Annotated in this window: 13 protein-coding genes; 11 read left to right on the plus strand and 2 right to left on the minus strand. The window is 54.1% G+C overall.

Going from position 1 to position 22,338, the window contains the following annotated elements:
• The first annotated feature begins 5 nt into the window (after nucleotides 1–5).
• The gene (locus tag AArcSt11_RS15105) at nucleotides 6–809 is read left to right on the plus strand and encodes a nucleotidyl transferase AbiEii/AbiGii toxin family protein (RefSeq protein WP_250598306.1); all 804 of its coding nucleotides are present in this window, start codon (nucleotides 6–8) and stop codon (nucleotides 807–809) included.
• Nucleotides 810–1,197: 388 nt separating this feature from the next.
• Here the strand turns inward: AArcSt11_RS15105 and AArcSt11_RS15110 are convergent, their stop codons facing one another.
• Nucleotides 1,198–2,883 (minus strand): DUF8612 domain-containing protein, encoded by a 1,686-nt coding sequence (locus AArcSt11_RS15110; protein ID WP_250598307.1) that lies wholly within the window; start codon nucleotides 2,881–2,883, stop codon nucleotides 1,198–1,200.
• Between the two features lie 332 nt (nucleotides 2,884–3,215).
• Here AArcSt11_RS15110 and AArcSt11_RS15115 point away from each other — a divergent pair, with 332 nt between their 5' ends.
• The 8 genes from AArcSt11_RS15115 (at nucleotide 3,216) to AArcSt11_RS15150 (ending at nucleotide 18,771) form a co-directional block, all read left to right on the plus strand.
• Entirely contained in the window at nucleotides 3,216–5,732 is a 2,517-nt protein-coding gene (locus AArcSt11_RS15115; RefSeq protein ID WP_250598308.1) for a Piwi domain-containing protein, read from the plus strand.
• 114 nt (nucleotides 5,733–5,846) lie between these two features.
• Nucleotides 5,847–7,946, plus strand: coding sequence for a phospholipase D-like domain-containing protein (locus AArcSt11_RS15120; protein WP_250598309.1), 2,100 nt, complete (start codon nucleotides 5,847–5,849; stop codon nucleotides 7,944–7,946).
• Nucleotides 7,947–8,169: 223 nt separating this feature from the next.
• Nucleotides 8,170–9,801, plus strand: coding sequence for a metallophosphoesterase family protein (locus tag AArcSt11_RS15125; protein WP_250598310.1), 1,632 nt, complete (start codon nucleotides 8,170–8,172; stop codon nucleotides 9,799–9,801).
• Nucleotides 9,801–12,575 (plus strand): AAA family ATPase, encoded by a 2,775-nt coding sequence (locus tag AArcSt11_RS15130; protein ID WP_250598312.1) that lies wholly within the window; start codon nucleotides 9,801–9,803, stop codon nucleotides 12,573–12,575. The genes AArcSt11_RS15125 and AArcSt11_RS15130 overlap by 1 nt, the downstream gene beginning before the upstream one ends.
• A 1-nt stretch (nucleotide 12,576) precedes the next feature.
• Complete coding sequence (locus AArcSt11_RS15135) at nucleotides 12,577–13,824, plus strand: DNA double-strand break repair nuclease NurA (RefSeq protein ID WP_250598314.1); 1,248 nt, start codon at nucleotides 12,577–12,579, stop codon at nucleotides 13,822–13,824.
• 58 nt (nucleotides 13,825–13,882) lie between these two features.
• Nucleotides 13,883–14,542 carry a DUF8166 family protein gene (locus tag AArcSt11_RS15140; protein ID WP_250598315.1) on the plus strand — a complete coding sequence of 220 codons (660 nt, stop codon included), beginning with the start codon at nucleotides 13,883–13,885 and terminating at the stop codon, nucleotides 14,540–14,542.
• The gene (locus AArcSt11_RS15145) at nucleotides 14,539–16,218 is read left to right on the plus strand and encodes an ATP-binding protein (RefSeq protein ID WP_250598316.1); all 1,680 of its coding nucleotides are present in this window, start codon (nucleotides 14,539–14,541) and stop codon (nucleotides 16,216–16,218) included. Before AArcSt11_RS15140 ends, AArcSt11_RS15145 begins: the two co-directional genes overlap by 4 nt.
• 783 nt (nucleotides 16,219–17,001) lie before the next feature.
• Complete coding sequence (locus AArcSt11_RS15150; protein ID WP_250598317.1) at nucleotides 17,002–18,771, plus strand: hypothetical protein; 1,770 nt, start codon at nucleotides 17,002–17,004, stop codon at nucleotides 18,769–18,771.
• An 8-nt stretch (nucleotides 18,772–18,779) separates the two neighbouring features.
• Here the strand turns inward: AArcSt11_RS15150 and AArcSt11_RS15155 are convergent, their stop codons facing one another.
• A complete protein-coding gene (locus AArcSt11_RS15155) occupies nucleotides 18,780–19,706 on the minus strand; it encodes a helix-turn-helix transcriptional regulator (protein ID WP_250598318.1) in 927 nt (308 codons plus the stop codon).
• 138 nt (nucleotides 19,707–19,844) lie between these two features.
• Here AArcSt11_RS15155 and AArcSt11_RS15160 point away from each other — a divergent pair, with 138 nt between their 5' ends.
• Nucleotides 19,845–20,168, plus strand: a complete 324-nt coding sequence (locus AArcSt11_RS15160) for a DUF6788 family protein (protein WP_250598319.1) — start codon at nucleotides 19,845–19,847, stop codon at nucleotides 20,166–20,168.
• Between the two features lie 618 nt (nucleotides 20,169–20,786).
• The gene (locus tag AArcSt11_RS15165) at nucleotides 20,787–22,076 is read left to right on the plus strand and encodes an orc1/cdc6 family replication initiation protein (RefSeq protein WP_353617813.1); all 1,290 of its coding nucleotides are present in this window, start codon (nucleotides 20,787–20,789) and stop codon (nucleotides 22,074–22,076) included.
• Nucleotides 22,077–22,338: the final 262 nt, after the last annotated feature.

The raw sequence follows: 22,338 nt of genomic DNA on the forward strand, positions 1-22,338 counted from the left end.
TCGCGATGATCAGTCAGGACCGGCTCCGGATTCTCGCTCGCGAACTGGGCGTTCGGCAAGGGTACGCCGAAAAGAACTACGTCAATTCGTGGCTCCTCTGGGGCATCTTCACGAGCAGCTACGGCGACAACCACCTGTTCAAAGGCGGGACCGCGCTGTCCAAGCTGTATTTCCCGCAATCGTGGCGATTCTCGGAGGACCTCTATTTTGGCGTCGAAGGGGAGTACCAGGGGTCCAAACAAGAGCTCCGAACGGTCCTCGATACGATTGCCGACCGCTCTGGCATCGAATTCGAGATTCGCGAGCACCACGAATCCCAGCAGGACCACTACCCGACCCACTACGTCGACATCAGCATTCAGTACCGCGCCGTCCTTAACCACCCCAACACGACCAGCATCGACGTGATGGTCGACGAGCACGTCGCCTTCGACCCTGTTCAGCACACGCACGCGTACGAAGACGTGCCCGAATTCGATCTCCAGGCGTACAGCGTCGAGGAGATCTTCGCCGAAAAGCTCCGGGCGATCTACCAGCGCGGGGCCGCCCGTGACTACTATGATCTCTATCAGCTGCTCGAAACCGATTCGGTCGCGATCAACTTTGCCGACGTCAGACCCGCCTTCGACGCGAAGTGCAAACACGATGGGCTCACTGTTGATCTGAACGACGGACTCCCGGACGAACAACAAGAAACGATCCGCCACCAGTGGGAGACCACGCTGCCGGACCTGACCGGTGATCCGCCGGCGTTCGAGATGGTCTGGGAACAGTTGGACACGGCGATCTCCCGACAGGGATCTTCGTAGGCAACGGCCGATATCGGTGTAGAAGATTGATAGGTGTCACATCCGGAGATCTGCCGATTAACCAACAGTTCTGATTTTCTGGCTGGTGAGTTGCTTAAGTTTTGTACTTTTATGTAGAAGCGCGGATAGGCCGTATGATTGGCTGGCGTTGGTTAACACGGAGAGCCAATGGCTCCACGAACTACCGATTCCACGTGAACCGCCCTATAGAGGTCGTCAACATGCTGGTTGGGGGTTTCGGTATATCCATACAAACCACCTGAGGGATTCCATATTACCTGGCAGCGTCCATTTTCAGATCAGTTTGACGGAGCCTTTCCGTAAAAACGTCTGTATCTGCTGTCCATCGGGGCAAAACAGGACAACGTGATCGCTTCGTCAGAGAGCGTCAGCAGATGAGTAAAAAGAGCCAGTACGGGAGGTAGCAGATCGAAACGCCGTTTCGCTCGGTAACGAGAGAGCCCTCAGCAACTGGCTCCGACGAGAGGTTATCCGTGATAACGAACCGATAGGGCGCTTCGTAGTCTAAGTCTCGTAATTCCTCGCTGTCAGATTTTGAGTGTTGACCGACACTAGGATCAAATTCGGCAGCGATCTGGGTTGCCGCGTCGTTGTAGGGTTGGTACGAGAGCACGAATGGTACGACGAGTCCATCGTGGTGAAGAATGTAATCGACAAGCCCAGAATCTGTCTCACAATACTCTACATCGTAAGCACCAACTTGGAATGCAAGCCTCTTAGCATGGTCAAACGCAACCATTCGAGCGAGTTTGTACTCAAACTCGTGATTGAGTATATTCTGTTGCTCATACTTTTCGAAACCATAGTGCTCCTGTCGTTGTGAGAGGAGTACCGCGTGTCGGGGATTACGGGGATAGAGGCGTGTGCGACGATGCCGACGAAGTGAGAAGTCCTGGGACTCCGTTACGACAATTCCCTCCTTATCAAGGAGGTTGAGATACTGGTCAACCGTCCGTCGGTCGACGCCAATCCTGTCACTGATGTCGGTATACTGAACTTCTTCACCAGCATGACTGGCCGCAAACGAACAAAGTCGGTGGAGGTTCTCAGGATGCTGCACCGAACCATACTTCGCTAGTTCCTTGTAGAGGAACAGCAGGAACTGTGACCGAACAAGGTCGTTTCGGACCGACGCATTCTTCGCTTGATGGAGAATTCCCCCCTTCCGAAGATAGTCGCGAGCAGCGTCATGTAGACCGTCTCGCTTGTCCGGGTCGATATACTCGAAATAGAGTTCCTCAAGGGTCTGTACTGCACCCTTGAGATCAGCGCCAGTTAGGTCAAGATCGAGTCGGATTTGCTTGATCGGAGATGATCCAGAGAGTCCTTTAGAACGGTAAGAGCGGAGCTGCTCGGGGAAATCTGCCTCAAATTCTACCTGAAGCCCGCCCTCGTCTTCAGGATAGCCAATAGTGTCAGCGAACTTCATAGGAAGGACGGGAAGATTATAATGAATCTCGTCGATTTGGTCTCCATTATCCTCCCTAGTGAGATCAACCTGATCCTCTACAACTCCGGAGAGAATTAAGTAGGTCTCTTCGTCGACTAAGTCCCGGAGCACGCTGGGTCTGCGGTCTCCGAGATCAAGTACGTTCACGTCATCGAGGAAAATGTACTTTCGACCGCGACGAGGCGCAACGTGCGAACGGAAGTATTCCACTACTTGGGTCAGTTCTTGTGCTTGATCCTCTGGGGATTCCAGATGGTACAGCGAGTCTTCAAGAGGAAGATAGAGCACCTGTCGGGGATTGGCCGAAGAGAGGAGATCATATTCTCGACCGCTCTCTGGGAAATCGACCGTGTCGATTAGTGCCGCAACGAACTGTTTAAGCATCGTCGTCTTTCCAATACCTGTCTGTCCGAATATCGGGTAGATGAGCGACTCCACCCCTTCTTTATCATACTCATTAATGTCGCGTAGAATCCTATGAAAATCCGACCGAGGTGACCGCTTAATAACCTCCTCAAGTTCGATAGAAGGGCCCTCGTTCCACCATTCGTTATGTTGCTCTATGTCAGCGATGTAATCTTTCCCTGACTCCACATTCGGCATATACGCCGTATTTATACCCGCCGGGCAAAAGTCTTCCCACATTTCGATGTCCCTATCTATTAAAATAGTTTGTGTGGAGGTTGGGTCTCTACATAGTGTATCGGTGCTCGTGCCGATCGACACTACGGACAAAACAGTATGAAACGAGAGGTCAGCAGCGGCAGACGGTTCTGGAGTCGAACTTGAAGAACCGCATAAGCAGAGTGAACCAAGTTTCGAGTATCCCTTGTCGAGAATATCTTACTCTCCAAATACGCCTTTGTCAACATTACTGTGTTTGTAATGCGTCTAGTCGTTAAACTTTTGCCACTGGGTGTTGACTGTTGAGGTAGATGGTAACCCAGCCCGACATTGAGGACAAGGAGCGAATCGACATGCGGGTGCAGGTTATGGCGGAATTGGATCGTCCATCTAAAAAGATGGCACAGCGATTCGAGGTCGTTGACACTGCTGGAAACAAATTCCCGCTCACGATTTGGAAAAATAACGCACTGAGTGATTTCGACTGGGAGTTGGAGCAGTGGTACAAACTCGAAAACGCGGGGGGGAACGTGTTCCAAGGAGAGAAAAGCTTGAATGGCTCCTCGAGACTGCGGGCCACCCCAATCGATCCCCCCAAAGAGATAGCTCAAAACAAACAGTTGTTCGAAGCCGTTGAGGACGGTCTCCCATATCTATCGCTATATCCCATAGACAGCGATTTCGCTGAGTTGTCAGTCTACGAGTACCAGATACAAGCGGAGGGAACCTTCGACGACTCGCCGATGGACGCCACGTACGACTTAGCGGCGTACCTTCGAAAGTGTACTGACTCGCTCGTAACCCATGCGGGAGCTTTAAACATCGTCTCAACAGGTCGTATGAGTGTTGAATTACCAGACCCCTTCGTACTCGCTGAGGAACAGCAGACGGCGCTTCGAGCCGCTGAGCGAAGGGAGAACAATCAGATCGAACGGTTGCTCAAGCACGCACTCAAGAGAGCTGTTGACGAAGACACCTACGAAGCACAGAAGATCAACCGAATTCTGGAACGAGATCCCGTTATTGTCGGTTCAGATTCTCTCTTCGAAGCATGTCTCGCGTATGAGGCGCGCATCGAACTGTTCCCGTCGGGCGATGCGTTCGTCGGAGTCGAAGTGCGGTACCACACTCGGAGCCAGATAACTGTTAACGAGTACGTGGATCAGGTGGATGCCGACATCGAAGATTTCGTCGATACACCTGTCGAACACGATCCAGACACCTATGATACCCCGGGGAGTGGAACACTGAAGGGATTCGCCGACGCACACTTCACCGATCCGCTTCCAGAGCTCGGCAACCAATCGCTCGCCGACTGGTACGAACAGAAGGGCCGTATCTCAGAGAATCTTGCTGACGAACTTCGCGACGTGGATCCACAGCTCGTCGAGATAAACTATGATCCAGATGATGACGAGACAGATGTCCACGTTCCTCACCTACTCCGGGTCGCCCCACGGAAGGAGGTAGTCAAAGCCGTCGCACCAAAATTCCACCGAGAATGGGACCAGTCAGCAAAGATGCTACCCAATGAGCGATTCCAGAAGACAACCGCGTTCGTTCAGGAACTCGGCGAACTTCCAAAAGTTGACGCTCAGGTAGATCCGAGTCCAGCCGGCCCAAGCCTTTCGTTCATGTCGGCAGAAGTCAGCCGATCCAACAATCTCCAGTTTGGGGACGGGCGGACAGCTGGTGTACCAAGGAGAGGCCTCCAGCGCCACGGTGTCTACGAACCTCCGTCCAATTTCCATATTCATTACCTCGTTCCGGAATGCGTTGCGGACGAATTTGAGACACTCCGTGGCCGACTCGAAAGGAAATTGCGAGACATCAAATGCCCTCCAGACAAGAAAACCTACAGCGAATACGAACTGGGGAAGGCAATCGAGTACAACGAAGCATCCGCTGCGATTGACGATGTGGACGTGGCGTTGGTCGTCGTTCCATCCCCTGACGCCGACTCGATCACTGAAGGTACGATAGACGATCCATATCCAGAGTTCAAGAAAGCGTTCGGAAAACAGCGTATTCCGACGCAGATGGTTCGGATGACCAACCTCGATAACAAGTGGGTTACAGACAATACGGCACTCGGGCTCGTCGCAGGTGCTGGTGGTGTCCCGTGGCGCGTCGGCGAGATGCCTGGGGACGTTGATTGCTTTGTTGGATTGGACGCAACTCGGGACCCAGCATCAGGACAGTTCCTGGGTGCCAGTGCGAACGTCGTGCTCGCCGACGGGACGGTATTCGTGTCAAAGACGCAGTCGCTACAGTCCGGCGAGACATTCGACGAGGACGCTATCGTCGACGTACTCAAAGATATTCACCGAGAGTTCGTTCGAGCGGAAGGGAGGTCCCCGGAGAGTATCGTTATCCACCGAGACGGGAGGCTATTCGAAGACGTCGGTAAAATACTCGAACCATTCGCGGAGACTGAGATTGATATCGACATCCTCGACATCCGGAAGAGTGGCGCTCCACGTGCCGCAGTCCGCGAGGACGGGGATTTCAAGATCGACAACAAGGGACGTCTTTTCGTCGCTAAACACGGCGATTATGGATTCCTCACGACGACCGGGCGCCCAGAGTTCGACGAGAGCGACGGACTGGGGACTCCCCGGGCACTTCGTGTCGTTCGCCGATCTGGGGACACACCAATGGCGACGCTACTGAAGCAGGTGTACTGGCTGAGTGAGAGTCACATTGGAAGTGCGCAACGGAGTACTCGACTTCCAGTGACGACCTACTACGCCGACCGGTGTGCCGACCACGCACGGAGGGGGTTCCTCCTGAACGGAGAGCTCATCCGTGGAGTTCCGTACGTATGACCGATAATAGAATCACTCACCAATCCATGATTCCCGAAACCCTTCCCAAAACTGCACTGTGCAACCGACCCCGGCCTGACTGTGACAGCACGCAGTCTGTCGGAGGTGGTAGAAATGACTGATACGTGGACCTTCCAGACAGCTTTCGACGACGATGATGTCGAGACGGAGATTCGAGTCCTCCGATCGTGGGGGTCGTTTACTGACGTGTTCGAAGACGCTGCAGAGGTTCAGACGATAACGTACTGCGACTCCCCCCAACTCATCCTTCGTCTTCTGGAAAGAGACGAGAACATCGAGATAGACTCTCTCGAGGTTGTCGTAGGTGACCGGACACCGGAGCAATACCGCGATAAACTCACTAATCACGTCGATGAGGCGTATCGGATGAAGAAACTCATCGAGGATGATCGACTCAGGATATACAATCTCGATTCATCGCGGTCAATCCTTCACACCAAGCTGTACCGGATCACCAAGCACGATGGCAGTCACACGCTCATTCTGGGATCGGCAAACCTCTCAAAACAGGCCTGGGAGAACACGAAACAAACCAACACAGTCGTTCTCTTTCATACTGACGGGACATCCGGCCTTGACGAGGCATTCAGGGAGGCGTACGAGACCCAGAAAGAGGACTACACGACCGAGTTCATGTCGGGCCTCATCGAGGATTTGGAGGAAATCGAGACCAAGGACGACGAGCGAGAGCGCATCTCGGCATGGGTCGATGGGCGCGTGGGCGATCATGAGGAGGTGACTGAACTCAACAAGAAGGTGACTCAGGAGCTCGACGACGTCGACGTCGATATCCACAAGCTCACGGACGATCCGGAAGAGGCCGACAGCACAGTCTCGTTTGTCAGCGATGACGAGGAGGCAGACGAAGTCATTGAGGAGCGGATATCACTCTCTCGACGGGGATTCGACAACGGATCAAATGCGTTTGAGGGGCTTCGAGACTTCGACAACACCACGATCAAGGACGACGTCATCAGGACGACTCCCCAGGCCTACACAGAGTACCTCCAAGAGGAGTACGGAATTCCGAAGATGTGGTTCGCGGAAGACGACGGCAGACTGCTAATGGAAGGGCCTTCCAGGCGACATGGACTGATGGCTGACGGTCTCCCCGATGATCCGTCCCGGATTGACGCGGCACTCGCTGACCTCGAGGCTTACTTCGAGACGGTCGAGCGGCATGGAGACTCCAATGACTACAATGCTGTTAAGGCACACATGTTTGAGGCGCTCCTTTGGTTCTTCTGGGCACCGTTCATTAACAAGTACGCATCTCGGTTCCGGGATGCGAATCTCACACTTGACGACGCACTGCCTTTCCTATACATCTACGGCGAATCGAACGCAGGCAAGGGGACGTTCGCCCAGTTCGCACTCTCACTCATCTCCCACAGTGTTGTCGATGAACCCGCCGATGCTGACGAGATCGGTACTCGCCAGGTCCGTGGCCTACGAAAGGTCGACTCTGCGTTTCCGCTGGTCGTCGACGACGTGACGAAGAACAAGATTGACAACCGGATCGACGGGCCGCTTCGCAATTACTGGAAGAACTGGCCAGGCGACATCCAGTACCCCGGAATCGCCTTCATCTCGAACAACAAGCGGCCAAAGAAGTGGTTCCGGAATCGAGCGAAGATCCTCCACTTCGACGTGTTTTTCGAAGGTACGTTCAAATCACGTCACGAGGTCGGGGAAGTCATCGACCAGGACAACCCCGTGTTCGAGTGGTTCACCTACGTACTCGGGGAGCGTGACATCGAACTTCGCGAATCGAACGACACACTATACGACGCTCGGCAAGCGTTTCTCACACTCTACGAGGCAGCAAATCGGGAAGTTCCAGAGTACTTCCCGCGGAAGCCTGCAGACGAACACCACGATACCGCGAAGGGGAAATGGCACCGAGCACATGACCGGGGACAGCTAGAATTCAGCGAGTACAACGGGAATCTCGTCGCAACGTTCAACGAAGAAATGTCGTTCGACGTGCGGTCGTACTGTCGGTCGCTCCCGACACGGATGCGGCCCGAGCCTAGCGGTCGTGAGATCGAGATCAAACACGTCGACAACTTCATTGAATGGTTCGGGGAGGATCCAGTCGGACTCCGGCCAGAGGAAGAAGCCAACACAGAGGAAGAGACCCCCGACACCAACGGCGTTACCTCTCGGCTCAGGAGGGCGATTTTCGGATGAGCACAACCAATCTGTATGGCCTGTGGGAGAACAGCCGGGAGAGCATATCGTCAGCTCTCCACTGCAGGCGGCTATCCCCCTTTCAGATAGCTCTAGAGCCTGCTGGGCTCCTTCAGCTGACCACGAGGGTTAATTTACAGCTATGTGCTGGAAACACTCCCAGATACGACCTCAGCATCGCGTGCTCAACCGCCCCACACAACCAGTTCGGTGACATTCAGCAATGACCTACCAATTCCTTCACGCAGCCGACATCCACCTCGGTCACCGCCAGTATAACCGCACTCAACGTGAACGCGATATGTACGCCACGTTCAAGAAAACGCTCGAGGATGCCGTCAATGATCACGGTATTGACGCCGTCTTCATCCCAGGCGACCTCTTCCATTCCCGGGATCTACGGCCAAGTGTTCTCGAGACAGCCGAGCGAGCTCTCGATGTCGTTCCGGAGGACGTTCCTGTGCTGGTCACACCAGGGAACCACGATCAGAACCTCGATCGACGTGAGATGACCTGGCTGGAATATCTCCACCAGCGTGACGCTATCACGCTGCTTCAACCGGACTTTGCCGGCATTAGTCAGAATGAGCGATCCGCCGAGAAACTCTTCCCCTCACCACAGGCCGCAAGTGAGGGAGAGGGAACAGGTGTCGATGGAACGGTCCCCGGTTACTTCGATCTCGAAGTGTCTGGATTCGATGCCCCTCTGCGTGTATTTGGTCTGGAATATCGAGGGGGATACATCGATACGGCACTCGAACAAACGAAGACTGCTATCAAATCAGTCAACGATCGTGCTGGTGAACCCAGCCACACCGTGTTAATGGGCCATTTCGGTGTGGCAGACGAAGTTCCCGATCTCGGGGCCGCAGCCCGGTACTCAACGCTCCAGCAGCTCGAAGACGTAGTCGATTATCTCGCACTTGGGCACATCCACAAGCCGTACGAGGGCCCGGGTGACGACCCGTGGTTTTTCAATCCCGGCTCGCTCGAAGCCCATAGCACAGACGAGGCCCGCTGGGAGCTAGGCTATTACGTAACCGAGCTAGGTGCAGAAGACTTCGCTGCCAATCACCAGACGAGCAAACGTAGACCATTCTACACCTTCGAGTGGGATGTCGACGGATACGATACATGGAGCGATCTCGTCAACGAGTTCGGCGAAGCGGTCGATAACAAGCGGGCAGACATCGAAACCTGGTGTAGCCGTGACGAATACACCACGAAAGACGGCAATCCTCGAAGTCCCGTCATCGACCTCCAGATCCGAGGCCATCTTGAGTTCGACCGTCGTGACCTCGATGTCGAAGCCCTAGAATCGATGATTACAGAGGTGACCAACGCTGTCCACGTCCAGACTAAAACGAGTGTCACCACAGCAGAGATCATCGACCTCGTTGAGGATATGGATGAAGAGGCGGTCTTCACCGACACCGGTACGCTTCGGACCGAAATTCTCGAGGATGAAGTGTTCACGACGGTAGCGAAGCAGACACCGTTCAGCGAGGATCCTGAAGCGACTGCAGAGGCGCTTACCCACGCAAAAGAACTAGTAATCGAAGAGCAGGCTAGCGGAGAGTCCGTCGCAGACTACCTGCAAGAACGCCGGCGAGAAACGTTTCAGGGAGGCGTCGGTTCAGTCGATCCGACGTACGATGAGGTTGCCGATCATGCTGACGACGGAGGGATTGATGACGAAGTTTTCAACGCAGTACACGCCGGTGAAGAGGTCGATCCAGTAGAAGCTGCTGCACAGACAGTAGAAGCCAAATCTGAAGAAACTCCGGCTATCGAAGAAGTACCTAAGGATGTCGATGACGACGCATCAGTAGCAACGAAGGGAGGTGAGAACTGATGCGCGTGACAGAAGTTAGTTTAGAGAACGTCAAAAGCTACGAGGAAAAGACGACGATCTCCCTCGGAGAAGGAGTGACAGCAATCCTCGGTGAAAACGGTTCTGGGAAGTCAACAATCGCCGAAGCGATCGGATTTGCGCTGTTCAACACTCTACCGTACAATAACCAGGATGAATTCGTCCGGGAAGGGGAATCCTCAGGAACAGTTTGGGTGAGCTTCGAGATCGGCGGAGAGGAATTCACCGTTGAACGCAGTACCAACGGCACCTACAACGTTAATCACGAGACCGAAGATGCTGAATTGGAGTTCGATACCCACGACGAGGTGAAAGATTGGATCCGTCGCAAGTTCAGTCTCGACAAGGAGAGCGACGTCGACTTGTCCACCCTATGGGAGAAATGTCTCGGTGTAGAGCAGACGAAATTCCTCTCCGACTTCCGTGGCTCGCAACGGACTCGAGAGGAACAGTTCGATCCGTTGCTGGGACTTGATATCTACGAACAGGCGTGGAGTTCACAGAGCACCCACAACCTGAAACAACCAGTCGACGAACTGAAAAAACGCAGGCAGACTGCCAGCGAGCGGATCAACAAACTCCAGGGGATGGTCGAGGGCCTCCCCGAGCAGCAGAAAACCCTTGAGGGACAACAAAGTGAGGTCGAAAGGCTGTCAAAAAGACTTAACGAGATACAATCGGACCTCGCCAATGCGAGAGAAGAGTTCGGCGACCTAGACGAACTAAAGGAACGGCAAGATGAACTGAAACGAGTAGTCGACAACGTCAAGAGTCAGATCGAAGGCAAGGTCGAACAGCTCGAGACAGCACGGTCTGATCTTGAGGAGGCCCGGAGCGCTGCAAAGGCTGTCGACGAGACGGCAGAAGAGCATAACCAGTATTGTAAAGCAGACGAGCTTCTCGATGACTTGCGCGAGCAGAAGCGCGAACGAGACAAGCTTGAGAGCAGGGTGAACGAAGCTACCACGGCGTACCGGGATGCAAAACGCGATTTCGAGACTGTACAGGACCGAGCCAAAGAGGCCCGAGCCGCCGAAGAGCGGATGGCCAGACTCGAGGACGCCTACGAGCGTTACAAGCAGTTGAACCAGAAAATAGAGGAGGCGCAAGAAGCCACCCAGCAAATCGATGAGAATGAATCACTGGTTCAGGAAGTTGACGAGATCGAACTTCCAGCAGCAGAAGAAAGGGTTACAAACCAGAAAGAGAAAATCGCGAAACTAGAGTCTAAGAAGCCGCTCGCTGAGGCAGCTGACGAACTCGACGAAATGCGCGCCGATCTCAAAGCGGAGATTGAGCGGCAATCAGAGAAACTTCAAGATCTCGATGAACAGCGTGAGAGGTTGCTTGCCGTCGACATCGATAGCCGTGACCACGAGCACTCGGAGGAAGCAACCTGTCCAACCTGTGATCGCTCTATGGACGCCGACCTCCGTGACAAAGTCGTCAACAACATCGAGGACCAGATCGAGGCCTGCCAAGCTGCGATCGAGGATGCGGAAGCGCGCCTTCCCGCTGTCAATACCGGTCTGGCACTTGCAAGGAATGCGCAAGAGGCAGTCGCCAGTCTCGACGCCGAGCGAGATCGGCTAAATGAGTTCGAAGAGGAAGTCAAAGAGATAGAAAATCGGCGCGAGCGCCTCGTAAATGAGTGTGAAGAGCTCAAGCCAGTTGCCGAACAACTGGCTGATCTCAAGCAGGAGCAATCAGATCTGGAAGATGACCATAGAGCCTACGAAGAGGCGGAGTTCGAATACCAGCAGAAGTGCGATGCGATCGAGAAAGTCGACAAGGCTCGCGAGGAGATGTTTGAAGCCGCCCACGTGGTCGCCCATTTGGAACGTCGGCTGGAGACAGAATTTGATGATCTGGACGAGCAAATTGCTGACCAGGAGAAAATCAAGGAGGCGGCCGAAGATGCCCACAACCGGTATGTTCGGAACGAAGCCGATGCTGAACGGCTTGACGAACGTCGCGACCGAGTATATAGTCTGTACGAGGAGATTGAAAATCTCGAGCGCGACCGCCGAGAAGCGAAGCAAGAACTAAATCAGGTGGAAGCAGACTTCGATGCCGACCGCCATGCCGAACTCAACGAGCAGATTGATGACCTGGATAGTCAGGAGACAAGACTCGATACGGAACTTAGCAAAGCACAGGACAAGTTAGAAGAGATTCAGTCCGAGGTAGAACGACTCGAGACCATTGACTCACAGCTCGAACGGTGGAAGGAGACCCACGTACAACTCGAGCGGGACATCAAATTCGCTGACACTGTTCGAGATGGTGTCCGAGACGCCGGTCCGAAGATGCGGGAACTAATCGCTAATCGAATCGGCGAGCGTGCAAACCAGATCTACCAAGCGCTCCGAGGAACCGGTCGAGAGAGTCTGACGTGGGACGAAACATACCAAATCACCGTTCAAGACGGCAGCCAACACAAATCCTTTAGCAATCTCTCGGGCGGGGAAAAGATGGCAGCCGCGCTGGCGGTTCGTCTGGCAATCATGGAACAAATCAGCCCGCTCGACATTGCGGTACTTGACGAACCCACGTCGAACCTCGACGATGAAAAGAAGAACAATCTGGTCCGGCAACTCGAGAACCTCGATGCGTTCGAGCAGCTCTGTGTGATCTCTCACGACGACACGTTCGAGTCGATGACCGAGTACACGATATCTCTCGAGAAACCGGATCGCGAGACGCACGTGGTCTCGGACGCAGAGTCTGAGGCACGACCGACGGGGGCCGATTGATATGCTGCAAGATCCGGGCGCAGTGAGTAATCAACTTGAGGGGCTCCACGACGACCTCGCGGAGTTCGCTACTGGCGATCGGTCCCTGGCCGACATCTACCGTGACACACTACTGGAGGAACAAGAAACGTCGAGTGCCAAGGAAGTACGTGAAGTCGTTTCGGGGACGTACGCTGATGCTCTACCAACGACCGAATTCGACAGCATGGACGGTCTGACCATTCCATTTGAGACCGCAACAGAGTGGACCTCTCATGAAAGTGCTGGGCGATGGGCCAGTGATGTACTCGATGGGCTTCCAACAGTCGCAGTCGATGGCTCAGAACTTGACCCTACTACTGAGCTGAATGTCCCCGTAGCACTGGTGCAGGTGGTCTCATACGTCAACCATCACACGGCAGACGGGGAGTATAGCCTCGAATCTGAGACGACTGTCGTTCCGCCTGACGAGATCGTCGTCGGGTCAGACGATAACTCATACTCGTACGTCGATGAGACTCAGGCGCAACACGCTCGGTTTGAGCGGGAAACAGAGACGGTGAAAAACCTGATCAAGGAGTATGGGAGCCACCAACCCCCGCCTGTGATTCTCTTTGATGGGTCTCTCTCCGTCTCGTATGCTAACCTGTTCGACGACAATACTACCCAACGCTACGTTGAGGCGATGGCGGACTTACTTGCTGCAAGTCGAGCACACGGTGTCCCAGTCGTGGGATATATTGCTGGCTCGCAATCGTCAGACGTGGCGGACCTAATCCGGAAACTCCAGCCAGGGGCTCTGGGTAAGACGGGGCTTGCACGTGACGCCGCCATCTTCTCCCCCCTCCTCGAAACGTGGGGTAGTCGGACCGCACTCTTCCAGAGTCAGCGCGACCGCTCCCTGGAGCAGCTACGGACGACCTACCAGGGTGAAGAATACAAATTTGGAGACAGGCTCCGGTTCACGTACGCCGATTTCGGTGAAGGCTCCAGTCTAGATCGGCTCGAAGTGCCCCAGTGGATGATCGAAGAGGATGCACCAGCTGATTGGCCTGGTGAAACGATGTTCGAGTATGCCTTCCGCGCAACCCAGGCTGAAGCCGCTGTCGGGCAGGGCTATCCCGAAGCCATCCAAGTCGCCGATCGAGAAGCGGTTCTCACAGGGAGTGACCGGGATAGGCTCCTCCGGATGTTGCTTCGATTAGGAGAAGAGGCTGAATTCCCAGTCGAATGGAACCCAAAAGATCGTAGCAAGCGCCGCCGCCGATGATCAGCACAACACAACTGAAACTCACCAATATCGTAAACACTGACATCCAAAGAAAGCCATGATGAACGCTCGAGACACCTTCGCCGACGCCAAGCCGCTCGGAAGCATCGCGCAATCGAAATCAACTATCGACTATACTGCCACAATCCTCACGGAACGCGACGCAGACAACCCGCCCGATGTCACCGACTATGGATTCGGTCAGCCGGTGGTGCTCCCGATGAGTCGGAACGAGACCGAAGAGGTAGCGGTCGGGGTAATTCATGGAACCCAAGTAATCGATCCTGGGATGGGTGGTGTCGGACCGACACTTGGGACAGACGAAGCGACTAACCAGTTTCGACCGAGCCTGGTTGACGAGCCAACAACGCTCGTTGGTATCGCGCTGCTCGGCAGTGCAAGTTGTACTGGCGACTCGAAGACGGACAAACGAATCGAAAATCCGGATCATTCGATCCCAGCATACGCTATCAGCCACGGGACGACCGTCTACAAGTGTCCAAACCAGACATTCCGAAGATTCCATCTAGTCGATGATAATCTTTCGCTGGCGTACTATCCGCGCTTGACGGAAGTGGCCGGGGCATTCGGAGCAGAGCTGGTCGGTGAGATCACGAGTCAACTACGCGAGTCCACCGACGAGTATAGCGACCTTTTGGACGTGATCGAGCGGAAAGTAGCTCATGAGGCTAACGTTGAACGGGGTGTTCTGCAGTGAGAAGCGATGATGCGGCTATCCTCGCTGCGGATCGCCTGTCCGACGAACCAGTCGTGGGTACAGTCGTCGAACCAGATGATGATGTAGGCGGATTTGTGTTCGCAACTCGTGACGAACAAGCAGTCTCGACCGGAGAGTTTGTTGCCTACAGCCAGTGCGTAGTTGGTAGTGAAGACGACGAGATCATCCTTGCTCGAGTGAATAACCGGGAACGGGAATCGGGACTCCCTACATCCTTCATGGCTGATCCGACCGTCGATGCAGATCAAATCGCAACGACCCTCGGCGCAGAAGCAGACGGATGTGAGCTGTATCGGATCACGGCTAGCGTAATCGGATACTACGATCCAGAATTCGAGTCGTTTAGAAATCCACGACAACTCCCGAGTTCGGGAACCCGTCTCTATCGTGCCCCGGGCGAGATGCTCGAAGTAGTTATTCCGAAGATTAAGCCGCCCTCACATCGGGACAACGACGAACCCGATCCTGGGATGGCCCAAATGGGCCGATTGCTGAATCGGACTGATGAAAGAGTATCTGTCGAGTTACCAGTCAACGAAATAGCAGCGACTCACCTCGCTATCCTAGCCTCCACAGGAAGCGGGAAGTCCTACACTGCTAGCGTTTTGCTTGAGGAGATGCTCAAGCCCGACACACGAGCTTCGGTGCTGGTATTCGATCCACACGGCGAGTATGAAAGCCTCGATCAGATGTGCGATCACGAAGCCTTCCAAGGGGCGGATGGCTACAGCCCCGCCGTCGAACTCCGCCGTTCTGACCAGTTATCGGTGAAGCTGGCCGATCTGACGTTCGATGATTTCTACTCAATTCTCGAACCGACCCAACGAATGTCGTCAGTGCTGAATGATGCCCTCGACGACCTCCAGGACGAAGAGTCGTTTACCGCATCTCAACTCCTGAAAGCGTGCCACTCGAACCATCCAGACGGTCAGGCGAACGGTCTGAAATGGCGAATTAATCGCCACATTGTACAATCAGACTTTTTCGATGGGTACGATCGGCTCGATCTTGACGACCTCGTGAATCCGGGCCAGGTGACAGTCTTCCAGATGGGAGGTCTCACCCGTCGTGACCAGCAAGTGATGGCCGCTGTCTTGCTCCGCAAACTGTACGCGTCAAGGGAAGCAGCGGTTGTGGGGAACCCGGAAGACGTCCGATCAGAGATTAAACATCCCGTTTTTACGCTCTTTGAGGAGGCTCACCGGTTCGCACCCGATGGAGACTCACAGGCGTTACCGATCATCCGGCAAGTGAATAGCGAAGGCCGGAAGTTTGGCCTCGGCACTGGCCTAATCAGCCAACGACCATCGAAAATCGATGAAACAGTCCTCTCACAGTGTGGAACGCAGATTACGATGAACATCACCAACCCGAACGACCAGCAAGCGATACGCGACTCTATCGAAAACGCCGGAGAGGCGGTTTTAGAGGAATTACCTGGATTGACAAAAGGTCAAGCCATCATCTCAGGCGACGCAGTGAATACTCCGGTACTTTCGAAAATCCGAAACCGGCACACAGACCACAAGGCCGACAGTTTGAGTGCGGACCAGCTGTGGCGCGAGGCATACGATGACGCGAAGGGAGCACCGTCGACTAGTAAACCGGCACGCTCTGACGAAAGTGGCGTGTTTGACGGAGAGGAAGAAATATAGATTGCCTCTACGTTTTACAACAGCACTTGCCCGTGAAGAACATCAACGGAGTCAGGCGAACAAAGATTCAGAAACGTTCGCGAGTGCCTTTCGGCAGCTGAGGTTGATTTATTTCGGAGATACACAGATGTCTCGGCAGCGAAGGCTTCTATTATGCTGTTTCTCACAAGAATAGGAATTGCCCGAGAACTATGGCGGTGAGCGATACGGACAGTACTGCCATTCCATATGTTAAAAAGCCGTAATCTGCTGGATTTTTCGCTTCCTGCTCAGAGTTTTGCAGCCTGATCGCCCCTGCGGCTAATATTGATAATCCAACGCCGAGGTGACCGAGCCCTCGTATTTCAATCGTAAGACCGAACCTTATGACGTAAGGTGCGAGAAGGAGCAGGCCACTGTAGATGAAACAAAACGTTACAAATCGAGCCGCTCGCATACCTGAAAATCTGGTGTCAAGCTGATAAGGTTGTTTATTAGTCTCCACCTTTTGCCAACGAACTAGTGTCCAGCCAATAGTTATACGAGGTCGTTTTGTAAACAGACTACATGGTCTTATTCGTCGAAGAACTCTCAAAACAACATCTTTGGGAGTGGTTAGAAACTGAGGAAGGGTGGGAAGTGGACGGAGAAGTAAGAACAGCTAACGGACGAATTGATCTCGCAGCACGTACACCCGACGGCGAATATATCGGAATCGAATTGAAAGCTGCCGCCAATCTATAGTTCGAGTCAACCCTCTCCGAGCAAATTCAACGCTATATCGATAGCGGGCAGTTTGATGAGGTGTATTTTGCCGGGCCATCTGTAGAAGGGGTCGAAGAGGCACTTAGTGGAAAGGAGAATAACCCGTCAATCCCGGTTGTCCGTGAAGCATGCAAGTGCCTCAATGCGGGGGTTGCTGCTGGGAAGTATGAAAAACAGGAGGTCCTGAACCGGATTAGCGAGAATGTCTCAGATGAAATCCTGACATATCAGTATGCACACGATGATCGGGATGTTTGGGACTATATTGAACGCCGAATGGACTACGATACAACGAAGGGAAGTTCGCCGATCACCATCGAAGAAGGTGTAAGGCAAATCAATAACGCGGTTGTTCCTGAGGCGATTGGCGTCATTGAGGTCCCACTGCCGATTCAAGGCGGGTATTTGAGGAGTCCACGAATGGCGCTGACTCCAGGTGAGACGCATGATCCTGAGGTCATTGTTGAACCAGATACAGTAGAACGGTCAGGGACCCCTGAATTTGATAGGACTGGTGAGCCATGGATTCGCCATTGTGCATGGCGTGAGTTCGGCGGGATACCGGAAGGTCACATCCCTAACGTGATGGAATCGGAGACAACCGACCGGCCAATTGATATCCTTGCGTATGATGGTGAATGGGACCCCTCAAAGATTGTTGCTGGTGACGAGAAAGGTGAGGTCATCGGAATCGAAGCGAAAGGTGTGAGCGGAGTTACATCAAACCGGACGCAAACACAACTTCGGGAGTTCTTGGAGACAGGCGTACTCTCACAGCTATATTTAGCTGTCCCACATTCGGAACGAGAACCTGCGATTGGTGTGCTTGAGAATGATTCCGTGCTGGACGCGTCAGTCGGATTACTCGCTGTTGATGAGGGTGGTATGGTGGAGATCATCCGTGAGGCTGCTGACCTTGAGTTACAGTACGATGGGTACAAGCAGAAAGGAGATACGTATAAAACGGGGTATGGAGAACTGACGATTCCGAACGGAAAAGATGTCCAGTCTCCGTTTGATCTTTCAGAGTGGCGTGATCCGCTCTTTGATGACGAAGATCAACCAGTTGTCTGGGAAGATGATCCACGAGATTTCATTCGAACAGTCAATGGGAGAGATGAATTAGACTTATCCAATCCGAATGAGGTGCGTGAGGAATTGAAGCAATACTGCGACCAAAACCGTGTCCGGGCGTACCTGCTTCGTGGATTATCCGCAGCGCCGTATGCGAAAGGGAAACCAGATGATCGCGCGCCAAAGAAAGGCTACACTCGACTGACATTGACTGAGTTTGAAACTGATGACGGCGAATACGGTTTGGATTTGCACTTTGGGAGTGGCTCTTGGGAAGGCGGATATGTGTGTCTGGTAGGTGAGCAAGTTGATGATTTAGTGACAGTGTTGGCTTCTATTGACAATATCGAAGAGGCTACCGTCACTGGACAGGGCCGCGTGATTGATTTGGGCGAATTCCAGTTTGGGTATGGGCAGAACTACGAGTACAAGCTAAGTGGTGAGCAAGCCCGTCCAGAGCAACTGTTACCGCTTCAACTACGATCTGTGGAGACGGATGATGGAATTGGAGTCCGATTGCAGCTGTGCGAGGACTCGAAGTGCGGAGTTGATTTGGTAATGACTGAAGTTCAACGGTTAGATTTCCTCCGGACAATTCGGGTTGCCCGGTTTGGCCGTCCATCTGAAATACCAGGAGACAATGGATATGAAAGAGTAGGGCCTGAAGGAGATGATACATGGGATAAGCGACGGTCGATTGAAGAACGTCATCAATCCGATCTCTCCGTATTCTAAGTCTGATCTCATTGTGGAAATTGAATCTCGTAGTCAGCCGCCAGCTCCTGGAACTCGCCCCACTCCGGGAGCCAGTCGTTGTCGACCTCGCCGTGCGTCTCGAGGTAGCGGAGCAAGGCGTCGATTTCGTCTTCGAGGCCATACTTCGCCGACTGCTCTCGGAGGTCCGCCCCGTCGACGTCGACGTGGCTGAGTAGAAGGAGACAGTACGAGCGGTGGCGGCTGCCGTCGTCGATTAACAGTGTGTGACAGCAGAGCTCCGCCGGCGAGACTGCGTCGAGGTTCTCGGAATAGACGTAGTAGCGATGGCCGGTGAGCAAGAACTGGAGGTCGAAGGTCGCGAACCGACCGAGGCCTGTTTCGTGGAACGCCTCCGCGTCGATCTCCGTCTCGGCCTGGGCGAGAAATTCGTCGTAGTCCTCCCAGAGAATCGTCCCCTTCGGGGCGACGGCTTCGAGGCGTTGACGATGCAGATGGTGTGCGAGTTCACGGGCGAACTCGTGGAGGCGGTCGAAGTCGGCGTTGAACTGGTAGTCGCCGTCGGTCGTCCCGACGAGACCCCGGTCGCGAAACTGCTTGAGGATACGGTTGACCGTGTTGCGGTAGTTGTCGCTCCGGTCGGCGATCTCGGAAACGGTTCGCGGCTGGTCGAGGTAGTACAGCACCTCGAGTGCCTTGCCGGTCAGTAGCTCGGGGAAGTCGATGTGGGAGTGTTGGCGGACGAGGTCCCGATAGAGTTCGACGGCGCGAGCATCCGACGGGACGACTCGTTTTCGTCGGCCATCGCGTTCCGTGTAGACGAGCCCCTTCTCGACGAGGTCGCCGACGGCACGAGAGAGGTAACTCTCGCTGTGGTCGAGCTTCGTCGCGAGTTCGGAGATCGTGTCGCCGCGGTCGACCGTGGCGAGGACCTCGAGTTCGATGCGTCGGAGCACGGTGTAACATAGTACGAAACTTATATATAAAGGAGTTTCGAGTAGTGTTACAGTCAACAGGCACGAGAGCCGTCTCCACCGTATTAACCAACAAAACTATGGATTCGTGGGCCGTGTTGGTTAATACGAGAGTAGCCGATGTCCTACGAACCCCCGACCCCACCGGCGAACCTCCCGACGGAGATCGTCAACACGCTCAACGAGACGGACCCGGAGCAGCTCCGAGACGTTGCTTCGTACGCTGAAGCGCTCGCAGAGCACAAGGAACGAGAGGCCCGTCTCGAGGAGTCGGCAGACCAAGAAGAGGTCGAAAAGCGACCAGACGATCTCCCGGACAACGTTCCAGTGAAGGCAACGATTACAATCAAGGAGATCAACGACAATCGTTACGAATACTGGCAATGGCGAGACGGCGATCAGGTGAAATCGAAGTACAAAGGTCCCGTCAATCCGGATGACTAGCCCCGGATATGCATTGTCATAGCGGTTACTGACGGTCGGTGAAAGGCCCAGTCATACCCGTCAAGGTCGAATGCAACTGCCGCCAGATCAAGCGGTATAACACTGTACTGAAGAGAGTGCCGTTTTCACATCGATGACGGAGGGGGGCCGTTAGTTACACATCGATGACGGGGGGTCTGACGCACAGCATGCACCACGACGACGAGGAGAGTGATCAAACCTACAGATAGAGTATGGTTTACTTTCGAAAGCTAAAGATCGTCCGAATTTACACATCGATAACGGGGGGTCTCCCTCCGGATATACTTCGGTGTCGGTTTGAACGAGTTCGATCCGGAACCTTCGAATACGGATGATAAACCGAGTTTACCGGCCGTATAAACATCGACGGAGGTCAATCTTTTTAACCCTCCAACGTACAGAAAGTGTATGGCCGGCAACAATCAGGATGAGGCTGCTCACCCACCTCCTGATAACCAGATACGTTCCGATCTGAATGAGGATGTAGACGTTTCTGAGACGAATTCAGAGGACATCAAGGAGACACCCAGCGAAGATATCGATCCCGAAACGGAGGAGGTGGCTACTGAGGAGGGAAACCAGCGATCGATCAGAGAGATGCTCGATGACGAGGGGACGGAGTCTGTCTTCGTCAATCGCGACCTCGTCGAACCCGATACGATCATCGACGAGGAGCGGATCGTCGGTCGAGACGATCAACTCGAATCCGTAGTCTCGTTCTTGAAACCAACCTTACAGGGGAACCGTCCCCCGAATATGCTGCTATACGGACCCGCTGGCACCGGCAAATCGCTCATCATCGGAGCAGTGACCCAACAGATTATCGATCTCTGTGAATCGAAGGGTGAACGCTTCGGTGTCGTCGATATCAACTGCCAGCCGATCAACACACTCGATCAGGCCGTCTATGAACTCGTCCAGAGCGTCGCGAGCGATGTCGGTGCGCCAGTCGGTGTCCCCGAGACCGGTGTGTCGACGAAACGGAAATACCGCCGCCTGTACGAACTCATCAATAATCATTACGACTCTGTCATATTCATCCTCGACGAAATCGACCTCCTGGTCGGCCGCCGTGCCAACGACGAACCCGCCCATTCGAAGTTATTGTATCAGCTATCGCGTGCCAGCAACACGAACGAGATCGAAGGCCGCGTCTCAGTCGCAGCACTAACAAACGATCCGAAGTTCATGCAGGATATCGACGGTCGTGCCGAGAGTTCGTTCAACCCCCGTGACGTCTATTTCCCCGATTACGATGCGACACAACTCCGCGAAATCCTCGATAACCGGCGGGACGCGTTTCGCGAGGACGCCCTCGAGGACGGAGTGATCCCACTTGTCGCCGCGTTTGCCGCACAAAGCCACGGTGATGCTCGAAAGGCGATCGACCTCTTCCGCGGTGCTGGCGACCTTGCCGACGAACGTGGTGACGGCGAGGTGACCGAAGATCACGTCCGAGAATCACAAGAGGAAATCGACAAAGACCGCTCTCTCAAACTCGTCGAGGGACTGACGATGCAAAAGAAAGTCTCGCTGTACGCCACTGCCGCCGTTGCATCCTACTCGAACCAACCACGAAGCTCTGTCCCGAGTCCGGTCGGCTTCAAAATCTACCAGTGGGTTACCGACGAACTCGATGCTGACCAGATGACCCGCGAGACCTACGTCAAGTACGTCAAAGAGCTCTCGACGTACGGACTGATCTCGACTTCTCGAAAGAGCCGCGGCCGGGGCGGTGGCATGTTTATGGAATTCACGTTCACCGGTGATCCCGAGAGCATGATGAAGCGCATTGTCGACGATACCCGACTAGAGGCGATCGCCGAAAAGGAAGAACTCCTTCACACAGTGGTCAACACCCAGCTGCGGGATTTCCACGAGCAGTAATTCGAGAGGGAACCGCCTCGGGGTCGAGACCCGAGGCTTAGGTATAGTTTATGGACACAATTCAGATGATGTCGTGGGGACACCCCTCCGTCATCGATGTGTAAACGAAACTGAGATCGAATCATTCGTACCCACACACCCCCCGTCATCGAAGTGTAAACAGCTCCGATGCTACAGTGAAGTTATCAGTGCTACAACAGGAAGCAACTATCGACGACCCCCTCCCCCCGTCATCGATGTGTAAACAGCAAAGAAGCGGCGG

It is taken from the genome of Natranaeroarchaeum aerophilus, from assembly GCF_023638055.1.
Classification (GTDB): domain Archaea; phylum Halobacteriota; class Halobacteria; order Halobacteriales; family Natronoarchaeaceae; genus Natranaeroarchaeum; species Natranaeroarchaeum aerophilum.

What these genes read in the sequence shown, in the direction of transcription:
- AArcSt11_RS15105 (WP_250598306.1), top strand. Translation starts at nt 6, where the DNA reads ATGATCAGTCAGGACCGGCTCCGGATTCTCGCTCGCGAACTGGGCGTT.
- AArcSt11_RS15165 (WP_353617813.1), top strand. Translation starts at nt 20,787, where the DNA reads ATGCTCGATGACGAGGGGACGGAGTCTGTCTTCGTCAATCGCGACCTC.
- AArcSt11_RS15140 (WP_250598315.1), top strand. Translation starts at nt 13,883, where the DNA reads ATGATGAACGCTCGAGACACCTTCGCCGACGCCAAGCCGCTCGGAAGC.
- AArcSt11_RS15160 (WP_250598319.1), top strand. Translation starts at nt 19,845, where the DNA reads ATGTCCTACGAACCCCCGACCCCACCGGCGAACCTCCCGACGGAGATC.
- AArcSt11_RS15130 (WP_250598312.1), top strand. Translation starts at nt 9,801, where the DNA reads ATGCGCGTGACAGAAGTTAGTTTAGAGAACGTCAAAAGCTACGAGGAA.
- AArcSt11_RS15135 (WP_250598314.1), top strand. Translation starts at nt 12,577, where the DNA reads ATGCTGCAAGATCCGGGCGCAGTGAGTAATCAACTTGAGGGGCTCCAC.
- AArcSt11_RS15120 (WP_250598309.1), top strand. Translation starts at nt 5,847, where the DNA reads ATGACTGATACGTGGACCTTCCAGACAGCTTTCGACGACGATGATGTC.
- AArcSt11_RS15125 (WP_250598310.1), top strand. Translation starts at nt 8,170, where the DNA reads ATGACCTACCAATTCCTTCACGCAGCCGACATCCACCTCGGTCACCGC.
- AArcSt11_RS15110 (WP_250598307.1), bottom strand. Translation starts at nt 2,883, where the DNA reads ATGCCGAATGTGGAGTCAGGGAAAGATTACATCGCTGACATAGAGCAA.
- AArcSt11_RS15115 (WP_250598308.1), top strand. Translation starts at nt 3,216, where the DNA reads ATGGTAACCCAGCCCGACATTGAGGACAAGGAGCGAATCGACATGCGG.